This is a genomic window from Minwuia thermotolerans, from assembly GCF_002924445.1.
Taxonomy (GTDB): domain Bacteria; phylum Pseudomonadota; class Alphaproteobacteria; order Minwuiales; family Minwuiaceae; genus Minwuia; species Minwuia thermotolerans.
The window spans coordinates 1-14,404 of sequence record NZ_PIGG01000075.1; the positions used below are offsets into that span (position 1 = coordinate 1).

8 protein-coding genes and 3 tRNA genes are annotated in these 14,404 nt (G+C 69.0%); 6 read left to right on the forward strand and 5 right to left on the reverse strand.

Translation table 11 applies throughout. The annotated features are described in order from the left end of the window. From CWC60_RS21360 to CWC60_RS21370, 3 genes are all read left to right on the forward strand, one after another. Positions 1-3,363: beta strand repeat-containing protein (locus tag CWC60_RS21360; RefSeq protein ID WP_277422340.1), on the forward strand; the 3,363-nt coding region annotated here is incomplete at its 5' end. Positions 3,364-3,432: 69 nt separating this feature from the next. Then, entirely contained in the window at positions 3,433-5,163 is a 1,731-nt protein-coding gene (locus CWC60_RS21365) for a peptidase domain-containing ABC transporter (RefSeq protein WP_109795953.1), read from the forward strand. Continuing rightward, complete coding sequence (locus tag CWC60_RS21370; protein WP_109795954.1) at positions 5,160-6,476, forward strand: HlyD family type I secretion periplasmic adaptor subunit; 1,317 nt, start codon at positions 5,160-5,162, stop codon at positions 6,474-6,476. The genes CWC60_RS21365 and CWC60_RS21370 overlap by 4 nt, the downstream gene beginning before the upstream one ends. Before the next feature lie 119 nt (positions 6,477-6,595). On the opposite strand, the gene CWC60_RS21375 is transcribed toward CWC60_RS21370, so the two are convergent. From CWC60_RS21375 to rlmB, 5 genes are all read right to left on the reverse strand, one after another. After that, positions 6,596-7,426 carry a TauD/TfdA dioxygenase family protein gene (locus CWC60_RS21375; protein WP_109795955.1) on the reverse strand — a complete coding sequence of 277 codons (831 nt, stop codon included), beginning with the start codon at positions 7,424-7,426 and terminating at the stop codon, positions 6,596-6,598. 98 nt (positions 7,427-7,524) lie between these two features. Next, on the reverse strand, positions 7,525-8,460 hold the full coding sequence (locus CWC60_RS21380) for a TAXI family TRAP transporter solute-binding subunit (RefSeq protein WP_109795956.1): 936 nt from the start codon (positions 8,458-8,460) through the stop codon (positions 7,525-7,527). 1 nt (position 8,461) lies between these two features. Then, positions 8,462-11,014 (reverse strand): heparinase II/III domain-containing protein, encoded by a 2,553-nt coding sequence (locus CWC60_RS21385; RefSeq protein ID WP_109795957.1) that lies wholly within the window; start codon positions 11,012-11,014, stop codon positions 8,462-8,464. 110 nt (positions 11,015-11,124) lie between these two features. Further along, positions 11,125-11,200, reverse strand: a tRNA-Thr gene (locus CWC60_RS21390). Between the two features lie 35 nt (positions 11,201-11,235). Next, positions 11,236-12,726: a 23S rRNA (guanosine(2251)-2'-O)-methyltransferase RlmB gene (gene rlmB / locus CWC60_RS23385; protein WP_125182851.1), complete on the reverse strand. Its 1,491-nt coding sequence runs from the start codon at positions 12,724-12,726 to the stop codon at positions 11,236-11,238. 181 nt (positions 12,727-12,907) lie between these two features. On the opposite strand from rlmB, the gene CWC60_RS21405 reads away from it, so the two are divergent. The 3 genes from CWC60_RS21405 to tuf all read left to right on the forward strand — a co-directional run bounded on the left by CWC60_RS21405 (position 12,908) and on the right by tuf (position 14,404). Then, positions 12,908-12,992: transfer RNA gene (locus tag CWC60_RS21405), tRNA-Tyr, on the forward strand. Between the two features lie 56 nt (positions 12,993-13,048). Next, positions 13,049-13,122: transfer RNA gene (locus CWC60_RS21410), tRNA-Gly, on the forward strand. A 94-nt stretch (positions 13,123-13,216) separates the two neighbouring features. Beyond that, entirely contained in the window at positions 13,217-14,404 is a 1,188-nt protein-coding gene (gene tuf, locus CWC60_RS21415; protein ID WP_109795960.1) for an elongation factor Tu, read from the forward strand.

A 14,404-nucleotide genomic window follows, 5' to 3' on the forward strand; every position in this document is an offset into this window, starting at 1 on the left:
ATCGGCGCCGAAGGCGTCGACTACGGCAGCTACAGCAATGTCGGCGAGGCCTATGTCATCTTCGGCCCCGGCCAGGCGGTTGCCGAGACGAGTTTCGACCTGTCCACGATCGACGGCACCGACGGCGTCACCATCACCTCTGCACCGGTGGACAATATCTATCTCGGCCAGGGCGTCGCCATGATCGGCGACATCAACGGCGACGGCTTCGACGATATCGCCGTGACCACCCGCTATGACGACGCCGGCGCGGTTTCCTACGACCAGATCGCCATCTTCTTCGGCCTCGATTCCACGGGTCTGGCGCAGGCCGGCGACGCCGGCGCCAATGCGCTGACGGGCGGGGCAGATACGGACCTGCTGTTCGGCAATGCCGGCGACGACACCCTGACCGGCAATGCCGGAGATGACGTGCTGCGCGGCGGCACCGGCAATGACAGCATGGTCGGCGGCGAGGGCGCCGACCTGCTGGAAGGCGGCGCTGGACAGGACACGCTGATCGGCGGCAATGGCGCGGACACGCTTCGGCCCGGCGCGAACGACGGTTCGGGCGACATCATCCGGCCCGGCGCAGACAGCAATCTGATCGAATTCATCGCGCCGGGCGAAGGCTTCTTCGCCCTCCTCTACGACGACCAGTCCCTGGGCATCAACGCGAGTATCGGCAACATCTCGGGCACGGTCGTGAAGTCCGGCGGCACCGACACACTGGAAGGCGTCAACCTGATCGACGGGATCACCGGCGGGCTGATGCTGGTCGGCGGCACCGGCGACGACACGGTCAGCGCCGACCTGATCGATTTCAACGAGTTCTTCCAGTTCCGCGGCGGCGCCGGCAATGACGACTTCACCGGCGGCGGCGGCTTCGACCGGCTCGACTACATCACGGCTTCGGCGGGCGTGAGCCTCGACATCGGCGCCGGCACGACCAGCGACGACGGCGACGGCGGCACCGACATCTTCGCCGCCATCGACGAAGTGCGCGGCAGCACCTTCGCCGATTCCATGCTGGGCGGCGCGGGCGACGACCGCTTCATCCCCGATGAGGGCAATGACACCATCGACGGCGGCGCCGGCTTCAACCTGGTCCGATATGACCGCACCAATGTGGACTCCGTGGACTTCAACGCCTCGACCGGCATCGCCAACGTCGTCATCAACCTGACCGCCTACACGCAGGACCTGTCGAATATCCAGGCCGTGCGCGGCTCGGACGGCGACGACACCCTGCTGGGAAGCGGTTCCTCGGTCGAGTTCCGCGGCAATGGCGGCAACGACTTCCTGCTGGGCGGCTCGAACAACCTGAACACGCTCTCCGGCGGCGCCGGCGACGACACGATCAATCCGAACGGTTCGGGGAATGGCGACGCCATGGATGGCGGCGATGGCGTCGATCTGCTGCAGGTCGATTTCAGCGGCGAGAACTTCGACATCACCATGGACGGCTCGGCGACCGACATCACGGTGGCGACGGGCTTCAGCGGAACCGGCAATGCCAAGACCTTCATCAATTTCGAGCGCGCCGATCTCACCGGCGGCAATGGCAACGACCTCTTCGCCGGCGGCGCGCTGGACGATACGCTGAACGGCGGCCTCGGCAACGATACGCTGAATGGCGGTTCCGGCGGCGCCGACGTGATCGACGGCGGCGGCGGCGATGACGCCATCACCACGGCGCTCGGCAACGACACGGTGGCCGGCGGCGACGGCAATGACAGCATCGCCACGGGCGACGGGGCCGACTTTGTCAATGCCGGCCTTGGCGACGACTCCGTCGACGGCGGCGCGGGCGACGACTTCCTCGACGGCTCCTTCGGCAACGATACGGTCTCCGGCGGCGCCGGCGCCGACACCATCGACGCCGGCAGCGAGAATGACCTGCTCGATGGCGGCGACGGCGCGGACTCCGTGTTCGGCAGCTCGGGCTTCGATCAGCTCGACGGCGGCGACGGCGACGACACCCTGGATGGCGGCGACGACGACGACACGCTGGTCGGCGGACTCGGCGCGGACTCCATCATCGGCGGCGCGGGCGCGGACATCGTCAGCTACTTCGACGACGCGAACGGCGTCAGCGTGGACCTGTCCACGGGCACGGCGACCGACGGCGGCGGCTTCACGGACACGCTGACCGGCGTCGAGAACGTCACCGGTTCCGCCTTCGGCGACACGCTGGTGGCCGCCGGCACGGGCAGCCTGCTGCTCGGCAATGGCGGCATCGACATCATCGGCGGCGGCGACGGGAACGACAGCCTCTTCGGCGGCGACGACATCGACACGATCACCGGCGGGCTGGGCAACGACTTCATGTCGGGCGGCGCGGGCAATGACAGCATGCAGGGCCTGGGCGGCGACGATACGCTGGACGGCGGCGCGGGGGTCGACACCCTGGATGGCAGCGCCGGCATCGACACGGCCGATTTCTCGCTGAACGGCGGGCCTATGGTGGTCGATCTCGTGGCCGGAACGGCCCTCGACAGCATCGCCGGCGAAACCGACGTGCTGCTGCAGATCGAGAACGTCGTCGGCTCGGGCGCTGCCGACACGATTACCGGCGACGGAGCCGACAACGTGCTGGATGGCGGTGGCGGCGACGACAGCATTTCCGGCGGCGGCGGCGACGACACGCTGATCGGCGGCGCGGGCACCGACGTGCTGAACGGCGGCGCCGGCGGCGTCACCGGCGACTTCGTCGACTATTCGGGCGCCGCAGCGGGCGTGAACGTGGATCTGGGGCTGGATCAGGCGGCCAGCGACGGCGACGGCGGCAGCGACACGCTGACCAGCATCGAGCATGTGATCGGGTCCGATTTCGCAGACACGATCACCGGGCAGGACAACGAATCGAACCAGCTCTTCGGCGGCGGCGGCAATGATCTGCTGGCCGGCGGCCTGGGCGCCCAGACCCTGGAGGGCGGCGCCGGAGACGACTTCCTCGAAGGCGGCGACGGAGCGGATCAGCTCACCGGCGGCGACGGCGCCGATGGCTTCCAGTATCTCTCCACCTCCGATCTGCAGGTCGTCGCCGCCAACCAGACCGTCGATGCCGCCGGCGTCGCGGTCGATCTGATTACCGATTTCAGCGGTACGGCGGACGGCGGCGGGGATACCTTTGAATTCGACACCGGACAGGGCGGCTTCGATGATGTCGGGGTGACGGCGACGTTCGCCACCATCGGCGCGGCCTATGACGGCACCAATTCCGGCGTCGGCGCAGGTTCCGCCTACATCTTCGACGGACAGCACCTGATCTTCGACGACGATGTGGCTGCCGCCGGCTATCAGGTGATCGCGGATACCAACGGCGCGACGGTGTCCGAGGCCGATCTGCAATCCATCGGCGGGCAACTGCCGCCGGGGTGATGCCGGCCGCGTGACAAAACCGGCGTGATGTAGCATAGAGGCGCTGTGGACAAACCCGCATTCAGATCGTTGATCGGCCCCATTCTGCCGGCGACCGGCGAACTGCTGACGCTCAGCCTGTTCGTCAACCTGATGGCGCTCGCGGTGCCCGTGTTCGTGCTGCAGGTCTATGACCGCGTCGTCGCCAAGGCCGGACTGACCACGCTGCAGGGCCTGGCGATCGGCGTCGGCATCGTCATCGTCTTCGATTTCCTGCTGCGCCAGACCCGCAGCCGCGTGGTGCAGCGGGCCTCGCTGCGCTTCGACCTGGAGTTCGGCAAGCGCCTGTTCGAGAAGCTCAATCGCCTGCCGCTCCGGGCGCTGGAATCGCGGCCGGCGTCCTACTGGCAGGGGCTGTTCCGCGACGCCGACACGGTGCGCAATGCCGTCGCCGGCCCGCCGGTGATCATGCTGGTCGATCTGCCCTTCGCGATCCTTTTCCTGGGCATCATCTACATCATCGCCCCGCCGCTGGTCTGGGTGATCGTCGTGGCCGCAGCGGTCTTCGTGCTGTTTGCGCTGCGTTCCGGCTTCGCCATGAGCCACGCCGCCAGCGCCGAACGCAGCCGTCAGCTCAGCCGTGACGGTTTCCTGGCCGACATCATCCAGAACCGCACAACGATCAAGGCGCTGGCGCTGGAGAAGGCGGTGACGCCCATGTGGCGCGATCGGCAGGTCGACGCCATCGAGGGCGCCATGGCCCGCGGCGCCGTCTCCGACAGCTACGGCAATGTCGGCGTCAGCCTGACCGTTTCCACCACCATCGCCATCACCACCGTGGGGGCGCTGGCGATCATCGACCAGCAGATCTCCATCGGCTCCCTGGTCGCCACCAACATGCTGGCCTCCCGCATCGTCGGGCCCTTCGCCCAGCTGGTCGGCCAGTGGCGCAACCTCGTCATGGCGCGCCAGGCGGGCAAGCGGGTGGCGGAGGTGCTGGCAATGGCCGACGACTACCGCGAGAGCGCCATGCAGCTTCCCCGGCCCGAGGGTGCGGTGACCGTGGAGCAGGTCAGCTTCGGCTTCGATCCCCAGGCCGAGCCGGTGCTGCGCGATATCCGCATCCGCGTGCCGGCCCGCGGCGTGCACGCCATCGTCGGCCCCAATGGCTCCGGCAAGACGACGCTGCTGAAGCTGATCCAGGGTCTCTACCGCCCCGACAAGGGGCGGGTGCTGCTCGACGGCGCCGATATCGGTCAGTTCACCGTCACCCAGCTCGCCAACTGGATCGGCTACGTCCCCCAGGAGAACGTGCTGCTGGCCGGCACCATCCGCGAGAATCTTGCGCGCGGGCGCGATGACGTCACCGATGAGGACATCCTGAAGGCGGCCGCCGCGGTCGGCGCGCACGAATTCATCGTCGACCTGCCCGATGGCTACGAAACCGTGGTCGGCGAGGGCGGCCGGACGCTTTCGGGCGGCCAGCGGCAGCGCCTGGCCATCGCCCGGGCGCTGATCGGCGATCCGGCGGTGCTGCTGATGGACGAGCCCTCGGCCAGCCTGGACCGCGCGGCGGAGGAACAGCTTCGCGACTGCCTGGCGCGGCTGGGTCGGGAACGCACGATCGTCATCGTCTCCCATAGCCCGCTGCTGCTGTCGGCGTGTCACAACATCATCGTTCTGGAGAAGGGCGTGGTCGTGCGCGGCGGACCCGCGCGCGAGATCCTGCCCACCATCATCCGCCGCGCTCCGGCGCCGACGGCGCCTGACGCCGGGCCGCCGGCCCCGCGCGAGGAGACGCCCGTGGAGGCGGCGCAATGACAACGGAAGAACGCATCGAGCGCCTTCAGATCCGGGCCCGCGCCCGGGGCTGGCGCGTCTTCGCCCTGATCGTCATTCTGCTGGTGATCGGTTTCGGCGTCTGGGCGGGCACCGCGCAGCTCGACGAGGTGGCTGTCGCCCCGGGCGAGGTGAAGCCCCAGGGCAAGCTGAAGAAGATCCAGCACCTGGAGGGCGGCATCGTTGAGGAGATCCTGGTCTCCGAAGGTCAGATCGTGGCCGCCAACGAGCCGCTGATCCGCATCGGACTGGCGCCCAACCAGGCCAATCGCGAGGAACTGCTCTACCGCGTCGACGCGCTGAAACTGAGCGCCGCGCGCCACCGCGCGCTCGCTTCGGGTCAGGCGCTCGAATCGGACAAGCCGCTCGAATTTCCTCCGGAGGCCGCCGAACGGCACCCCGACCTCGTGGCCATCGAGACCGAAGCCTATGAAAGCCGGCGCAACCAGTCGCGTTCCCAGGCCAGCCTGCTGCGCAACCAGCTTCGCCAGCGCCAGGCGGAACTGGCCGAACTGCAGTCGAAGGCGCGGGCGCTGGAGGGCAACCTCGCGGTCGCCCGCAAGCGCTTCGAGATCTCCGCGGGGCTGCTGGAAAAGAGCCTCACGCCCCGCATCGAGCACCTGGAACTGGAGGCTGAGGTGCAGGACCTGGAAGGCCGGCTGGATACCACGCGCAAGGCGATCCCGCGCGTCAACGCCTCGATCGACGAGGCGCGCGACCGCATCGAGGAGGAGGAACTCCGCGTTCACGCCGAGGCCACGGAAGCGCTGTCCAAGACCGAACAGGAGCTTGGGCGCCTGGTCGAGTTGCTCTCCGAGGCAACCGACCAGCAGCTCCGGGCCACGATCCGCAGCCCCATCGACGGCGTGGTCAAGAACCTGACCGCCAACACCATCGGCGGCGTGGTCCGTCCCGGCGAACCGATCATGGAGATCGTGCCGCTGGACGAGACCCTGGTGATCCAGGCCAAGCTCAATCCCGTCGACCGCGGCTATGTCGAGGTCGGCCAGGAAGCCAGGGTGAAGATCACCGCCTACGACTTCTTCCAGTACGGCGCGCTCAACGGCCGGGTCATCCGCATCGGCGCCGACGCCAACCGCCTGCCGTCAGGCGAGCCCTACTTCGATGTGGTGATCGAGACCCGGAGCAGCTTCACCGACAAGTCCGGCGCGGTGCTGCCGATCACGCCGGGCATGCAGGCGGCTGTCGACATCCACACCGGCGACCGCTCGGTGCTGACCTATCTGTTGAAGCCCTTCCTGCGGCTGAAGCAGGAAGGCTTCCGGGAGCGGTAGTCCCAGATCTGGCCTGAATTGACGCCGCCACTCACTCGGCGTGTCGTCCCCGCCTCTGTGCGGGGGGGGGGGGCGGAGCGGCGTGGCCGCGAGTCGACGGTCTGACCGGATGCCCGCAGTCAGCTCAGCGCGCAGCCTTCGACGGTGATGCGGTGCATGACGCGGCGCTGGCCGTGATAGTCATTGACCGCGTAGTGCCAGGTGGCGCGGTTGTCCCAGAAGGCGACCGAGCCGTCCTCCCACCTGAAGCGGTAGGTGAACTCGGGCCGCGCGGCATGGGCGTAAAGGTACTGCAGCAAGGGCCGGCTCTCTTCCTCGGTCCAGCCGTCGAAACGGATGGTGAAGCCGCCATTGACGTAGAGCGCCCTGCGGCCGCTGATCGGATGGGTGATGACCGCCGGGTGGACCGCGTCCTGCGTCGCCAGGTCGGGATTGCCGATGCGTCCGTCCTGCCGCGGCGCGTAGCCAGACTTCGCACCGAAGACGTGGCGGCTCGAATGGACAGCGTTCAGTCCCTCAAGCGTCCGCTTCAGTCCCTCGGAAAGGGCCTCCCAGGCCGCGTACATGTTGGCGAACAGCGTGTCGCCGCCCTGCGCCGGCACTTCCCGCGCGACCAGGATCGAGCCCAGCGCCGGCTCCCGGTCGTAGGAATGATCGGTGTGCCAGCTGCCGCCGATATTGCCCGTCTGCTCCGGCTCCTTGGCCACCATGGCGATCTGCGGATAGTCCTCGTTCTTCGCGAAGAAGCGGTTGACGTTGATCGCGCCGAACTTCTCCGCGAAGGCGATGTGATCCTCCGGCGCGAGCTTCTGGTCGCGGAAGAACAGGACGCCGTGGTCGCCCAGCGCCGCGCGCAGTTCGCCGGCGACATCGCCGCTGACATCGCTCGACAGGTCGACGCCGCGGACGAAGGCGCCGACGCCGCCGCCCGAAGGTTCGATCTCGATCATCGTCCTTCCTCCCCGGACTTGCCTTGATTAATGCAGATAGATTATTGCGGGTCCGATGCGATTGCCATTGCAAATGCCGCGCAGGTGGCCTGCCGCACTCACTCGCTGATGATGGCGTTCGCGACGTAGACCGTCTCGGCCGCCGGGTGCATCATCTGGCGCTCCATGTTCAGCGCCATCTCCGCCGGCAGCAGCTGACCCCAGGCCGGGTGCAGGCGGGTGAACCAGTCGATGTCGGTCAGCATCGCGCCCAGGATCTCGCGCACCATGCTGTCTTCCGTCCGGGGCGATGCGACAAGCAGCGCGGTGACGGCGAAGGTATCCAGGGTCTCCGTCATCTCCGGATAGGTGTTGCGGCGGAAGCGGAAGAAGTCGATGCCGCGGCGGCCGCGGACGAAATCGGCCACGTTGCTGCGCACAAAGCCCAGGATGGCCCCGTCGCAGTTCTTCAGCACCGATGCGATCTTCGAATTGGGGATGCCGGACAGAAAGACGAAGCCGTCGATCCGGCCGCGGCAGAATGCGCTGGCCTCCTCGGCGCCCGAAAGCTCGACAGGATCCGCGAAATCGGTCAGGTCGATGTCGTTGGTCCGCATCAGCGCCTCCAGCGTCAGCCGCGTCCCCGATCCCGGCATGCCGATGTTGAACCGGTGCGCCAGCGCATCGGCGGCGAACGCCATACCCAGACCGCGGCGGCCCACGACCTGGAAGACCTCGGGGTACAGCGCGGCGATGGCGAGCCGCTCGCCGGCGCCCGGCCGCGCGGCGAGCACGTCCGACTGGGCCATGGCAAGGTCGGCCCGTCCCGCGTGCAGCAGGTCCAGATTCTCCCCCGAGCCTGCCGTCTCCATGACGCTGCAGTCAAAGCGGTTGCCGGGGCGGCGTTCCAGCACGCGGCAGATGGCGTTGCCGGCCGCGTAGTAGAGGCCGGTGATCGAGCCCGTGGCGATGACCAGGCGCTGGCGCTCCTGCGCTGCAAGCGGCGTCGTCAGCAGGAGTGCCAGCAGCACCGCGATGGGAAGGGCCCGGACCATGTCAGTTCCCGATCCTGAGCCGGCGGATCGCGGAGCGCGCGTCGGGCGCCGGCGGGTGCGGGCCGCTGGTGTCGTCGTCAACCTCCCGGATGCCGGCGATCAGCTCCCGCTTCGGCGGCGCGTGGCATTGGCCGGGGTCGGCCGGGCCCTCGGCGGGGACGGCCAGTTCCGCCGAAGGACCGAGATGCGCGATCCGGTCGCCGATGCGCACGCGGTAGCCGCCGGCCGTGACCGCAACCTCGCCGACATCGGCCTCGGCGCAGTCGAGCGAGATCAGGAACAGCCAGTCGGCGCTGGTCGTCGGCCGGGCTACGGTGTAGCGGCCATGCCATTGCGGCTGCCAGCCCGGCTGCAGGCGCTTGCTGGGCTCGCGCGGAAAATCGGTTGTCTGGCCGAAGCCGCTTTCAGGTCCGGCGATCTGGCGGATGCAGACCCGGCCCGTGTCCATGGCCAGCCGGATGCCGCCATCCGCGGTCGGCTCCATCCGGCGCCGGGCGTGAATGTTCCATTCGAACCGCCGCGGCGTCGCCGACACCAGGTGGTCATAGACCAGAACCTGATCCGGCCGGAGATACATGATCGTCCGTTGCGCGGCGGCGAGCTGGCCGGCATAGGCCTCGGTGGCGTCGCCGGCGATGGCGTCGTAGCCGGGGCAGCTGGTGAAGCGCGTCAGGCGCCCGCGCGCGCCGATGTCGTCCCAGGGCTGACCCTTGCCGCCATCGAAGGTGATGGCGTTGTGCGCCTCGGTGCGGGTGGTCCAGGCGAGGTGGTGGCGGGACTTGTGGGTGTCGTAGTAGCCGGAATCGATGGCCAGCGGTTCCCGGCGGCCATTGATGATGAAGCTGTTCTGGTCGGCGTGACTGTGGCTGAAGCTGCCATAGGGGCTGGACTTGAACAGGATCGAATAGCGGTCGGGATCGGCCAGGTCGCTGTGCAGCGCCGCCCAGCCGATCGAGGGAAAGACGGCGGCGCCGGGCAGCCGCCGGGCGCTGGCTCCGCCGGTATCGATCGGCGCCGGCGGCTGGCCCGCGCCCAGCAGGAAGGTCCAGCTGGCGAACTCCTCCTGCAGTTCCGACGCGTCGAGTTCGCCTTCCCGGATGAGACGCCGCCAGCCGGCGTAGAGATGGCCGGCCAGCGGCTCGCGCGTGCGCTCGAACAGCATGCGCGCGGTCTCGGCCCAGACGTAGGGGCGATAGTCCTCGGCGCCGTCGCCGAAGCCGCTGTTGGGGGCGCCGGGGGGAATGACGTAGTTGAGAAAGACGCTGACCTCGCGCGCCCAGCCGGCTTCGAAATAGTCGACGCCCGTGGCGCTGCGGATGGCGTCCCAGTAGGCGAGGTTGTTGAGCACCTCCCAGGCGCCGTAGTTGACGCCGTTGGCGTAGCCGCCGTCATCACCGCCCCAGGGATTGCCGAGCCCGATGAAGACCGGATAGGCGGCCTCGAACCAGGTCCGGGCGCGGGGTGTGTCGCCGGCCAGGACGGTGGCGATCGACAGGATGCCCAGCACGTGGCGGTAGCCGTGGGAGTTGTAGGGATAGGCGGCGATGGCGCGGCTGTCATCGACGACATAGGCGTCGAAGGTCTGTTGCACCCGGTTCTCGATGGCGGTCAGCATCCGCCGCCGCTGGCCGCCGTCCAGTTCCTCGTGCGCGATGTCGTAGGCCACGGCCAGCGCCTTGGCCACGCGCAGGTTGAGCAGATCCGCCGCCTGGTTCGAGGTCGCCCCGAAGGCATCGAGTTCGGTCAGCCAGTCCGCCGCCGCCAGCGCCTGGTCCAGCCCGAAGCGGTCGTCGCGCAGGTGACGCGTGACCACCCAGACGATCAGCCCGTCATGGAGCAGGCGCATCACCCGGTTGACCGAGCCCCGAATCTCCCGGCGGAACGCCACCAGTTCCTCGCGGGAGAGCTGGTCGACGCCGCCGGCCCCCAGCGCCGCCTCGTTGCGTGGCAGGGCCAGCGGCGGCGCTCCTGTCCGGGCGGCGACCTCGTCGAAGAAGGCGCGCTTCCAGCCGATATAGGCGTCGGCGATGAGCAGCGAACGGTCCGGCTCTCCGGGTAGCAGGCGCGGGCGTTTGCGTTCGGCGGCGCGGGCATAGGCGTCGGCCGGATTCTCGATCGAGCGGCGGCGGATGTCGGGGCCGATGGTGAAGCTGCGTGTCCCGGTCCAGTCCAGCGGCGCGGCGAAGGCGGGCCAGCGCCTGAGGCGCCAGCGGTGGGTGCCCGGCGGCAGCGGCTCCTTCAGGGTCAGCAGATTGGCGCTAGAGAAGCGCACCAGTTCCTCGCCGCTCTCCAGGGCGATGCGCACCTCGTAGACGTCGCCCGTCTTGCCCCGCCGCCAGCGGAAGCTGGGCGGGTTCTGCGCCGGGTGCGCGCCGTCATTGGGGTAGGGGCGCATCTCCCGCCCGCCGCCGGGCGTCAGGTCGTCGACAACGTCGGGACGGGTGAGAAGGGTCTGGGCCAGCCGCGTCGGCTCCGCCGCCGCCGGCGGCATGGCCGCCGCCAGAACGAGTGCGGCCCGAACCAGGATCCAAAGCTGCCGGAGCGGATTCCGCATCACTAACCCCCGGGTGTTACCCTACCTCACACGGGAGCCTGCGGTTGCGCGAAAAATCGATGGCCGCCATCACGATTTCTCGCGGGCTGCGGACGGTCATGGAAGGGATGTGGTGCCGGCGGAGGGACTTGAACCCCCAACCTACCGCTTACAAGGCGGTTGCTCTACCAGTTGAGCCACGCCGGCGACAGTGCAGGAGGTAGCGGAAAACGCCCCGCCTGTCACGCGTCGCGGCGGTAGAGGGCATAGCAGGCGATGGCGGCCGCATTGGAGACGTTCAGGCTCTCGACGGCGTCCGACATGGGGATGGAGACCAGCAGGTCGCAGTTCTCCGCCGTGAGCCGCCTCAGCCCCTTGCCTTCGGCGCCGAGCACCAGGGCGACGCGCTCGAACTCGGCCGCGGCCTCGATCGGCTTTTCCGCAGCGCCGTCCAGGCCAATGCGCCAGTAGCCCCACTCCTTGAGCATGGCCAGCGTCCGGGAAAGGTTGGTGGGGCGCAGATAGGGCACGCTCTCCAGCGCCCCCGAAGCGGCCCGGGCCAGGGCGCCGGTCACCGGCGCCGCGTTGCGTTCCGGCGCGATCACCGCCCGCGCCCCGAAGGCGGCGGCCGTGCGCATCACTGCGCCGACATTGTGCGGATCGCTGACCTGATCGAGCAGGATGACCAGCGAACGGCCTTCGGGCTTCAGCAGGCTCTCCACGGAGGGCGGATTGAGCGTCGAGGCGTAGGCCGCGATGCCGCCGTGGGTGGCGTCGGCGTCGTAGCGGGCCAGCATGTGGTCCATGTCTGCGCGGGTCGCCTTCTCCAGCAGGGCGTGACCGGCGATGCCCGCCTGCTCCGCCATCTGTTCGGTGGCGACCAGGCGGCCGATGTCCCGCTTCGGATTGTTCAGTGCGGCCAGCACGGCATGACGGCCGAAGATCCAGTGCTGTCCTTCCTGAGCGCCGCCGCCCTTGCCGCCCGACCGGACCTCGACGGAGACCGGACGGCGGTTGCCGCCGGGCCGCTCGCGGCGGCCGGGCTCGCGCCCTTCGGGGCGGCGGAAATGAGTGCGCCCGTCGCGGCGGTCGCCGCGCTGCCCCTCCCGGGCCACGCGGTCCTCGCGCTCGCGGTCCTCGCGGGTGCGGAAGGGCCGTTCGTCGCCGCCCTCGCGCCGCGGTCCGCGATCGTCGCGCCGTGGTCCGCGGTCCTCCCGGTCGTCGCGCCTGGGCGGCCTGTCGCCGCCGCGTTCGCCCCTGTAGCCGCCGCGGTCGCCGCGGGCGTCCCTCCGGTCACGATCGCCGCGATTGTCCCGGTCGTCGCGCCGGGGCGGGCGGCTGTCGCCCTGTCCGCCACGAGGGGCGCCGCGGTCGCCACGATAATCGCCGCCGCCTTCGCGCCGGGGCGGGCGATCACCGCGCCCCTGAGACTGGCTGCGGTCGTCGCGCCGGGGCGGGCGGTCGCCGCTGCCCTGACCGCGGTCGTCGCGCCTGGGTGGCCGGTCGCCGCTGCCCTGACCGCGGTCGTCGCGCCTGGGTGGCCGGTCGCCGCCGCCCGGACCCTGACTGCGATCGTCGCGGCGCGGGGCGCCTTCGCGCCGGGGCGGCCGGTCGCCGCGGCCCTGGCCCTGGCCGCCGCCGGGACGGCGTTCGCCGCCGTCGCGTCCGCGCCCGCCACGTCCGTCATTGCGCGGGCCGCTGCGCCCGCCGCGATTGTCTCTGCGATCATCCATCGGCGGGCTTATATTGAGTGCGCCGGTCCGGAGCAACAGCGATCGCAGGGGGTCCCGGCCCGCTGCGCGGATTCGCCGGGGGCGGGCACCGGTCCGGCGATGCCGGGCAACGCGGTTGACAGGGCGGGTGATTTGACGATAGAGCACCTCGCGCTCGAAACCATCCGACATGAGCCGATACGGAGGGATGCCCGAGTGGTTAAAGGGGACGGGCTGTAAACCCGTTGGCTATGCCTACGTTGGTTCGAATCCAACTCCCTCCACCATCGCTCACGCCGAGGTCCACGGGCGCAGGACGACATGGCGGCAGGCCGGAATCCAGGCGGGTGTAGCTCAATGGTAGAGCCCCAGCCTTCCAAGCTGGTTACGTGGGTTCGATTCCCATCACCCGCTCCAGCCGCGCCGGGTCGTCGCGAAGGCTGAAATAAGAATCCGTGTTGCTCGGTCGATGGGCCGCGGCCGGAAACCAGGAAGAACGAGGCGCTAGGATATGGCCAAGGAGAAGTTTGAGCGTAACAAGCCGCACTGCAACGTTGGCACGATTGGCCATGTTGACCACGGCAAGACGACGCTGACGGCGGCGATCACGATGACGCTTGCGGAATATGGCGGCGCGGTGAAGTCGTACGCGGACATCGACAACGCGCCGGAGGAGAAGGCGCGCGGCATCACGATCTCGACGGCGCATGTGGAGTACGAGACGGAGAACCGTCACTACGCGCATGTCGACTGCCCGGGTCACGCCGACTACGTGAAGAACATGATCACGGGCGCTGCGCAGATGGACGGCGCGATCCTGGTGGTTTCGGCGGCGGACGGTCCGATGCCGCAGACGCGCGAGCACATCCTGCTGGCGCGCCAGGTGGGCGTTCCGGCGCTGGTGGTGTTCATGAACAAGGTCGACCAGGTCGACGACGAGGAACTGCTGGAGCTGGTCGAGCTGGAGATCCGCGAGCTGCTGTCTTCGTACGATTTCCCCGGCGACGACATCCCGATCATCCGCGGCTCTGCGCTGGCGGCGGTCGAGGGGACGAACGACGAGATCGGCAAGAAGGCGATCCTGGAGCTGATGAAGGCGGTGGACGAGTACGTGCCGCAGCCGGAGCGTCCGAAGGACCAGCCGTTCCTGATGCCGATCGAGGACGTGTTCTCGATCTCGGGCCGCGGCACGGTGGTGACGGGGCGCGTGGAGCGCGGCGTGGTCAAGGTTGGCGAGGAGGTCGAGATCGTCGGCATCCGCGACACCAAGAAGACGACGTGCACGGGCGTGGAGATGTTCCGCAAGCTGCTGGATCAGGGCGAGGCGGGCGACAACATCGGCGCGCTGCTGCGCGGCGTGGCGCGCGACGACGTGGAGCGCGGCCAGGTTCTGGCGAAGCCGGGCTCGATCACGCCGCACACGAAGTTCAAGGCGGAGGCCTATATCCTGACCAAGGAGGAGGGCGGCCGTCACACGCCGTTCTTCGGCAACTACCGGCCGCAGTTCTATTTCCGGACGACGGACGTCACGGGCGTGATCGAACTGCCGGAAGGCACGGAGATGGTGATGCCGGGCGACAACGTCGCCATGACGGTGCAGCTGATCAACCCGATCGCGATGGACGAGGGCCTGCGCTTCGCCATCCGCGAGGGCGGACGCACCGTCGGCGCCGGCGTCGTCGCGTCCATCATAGAGTAG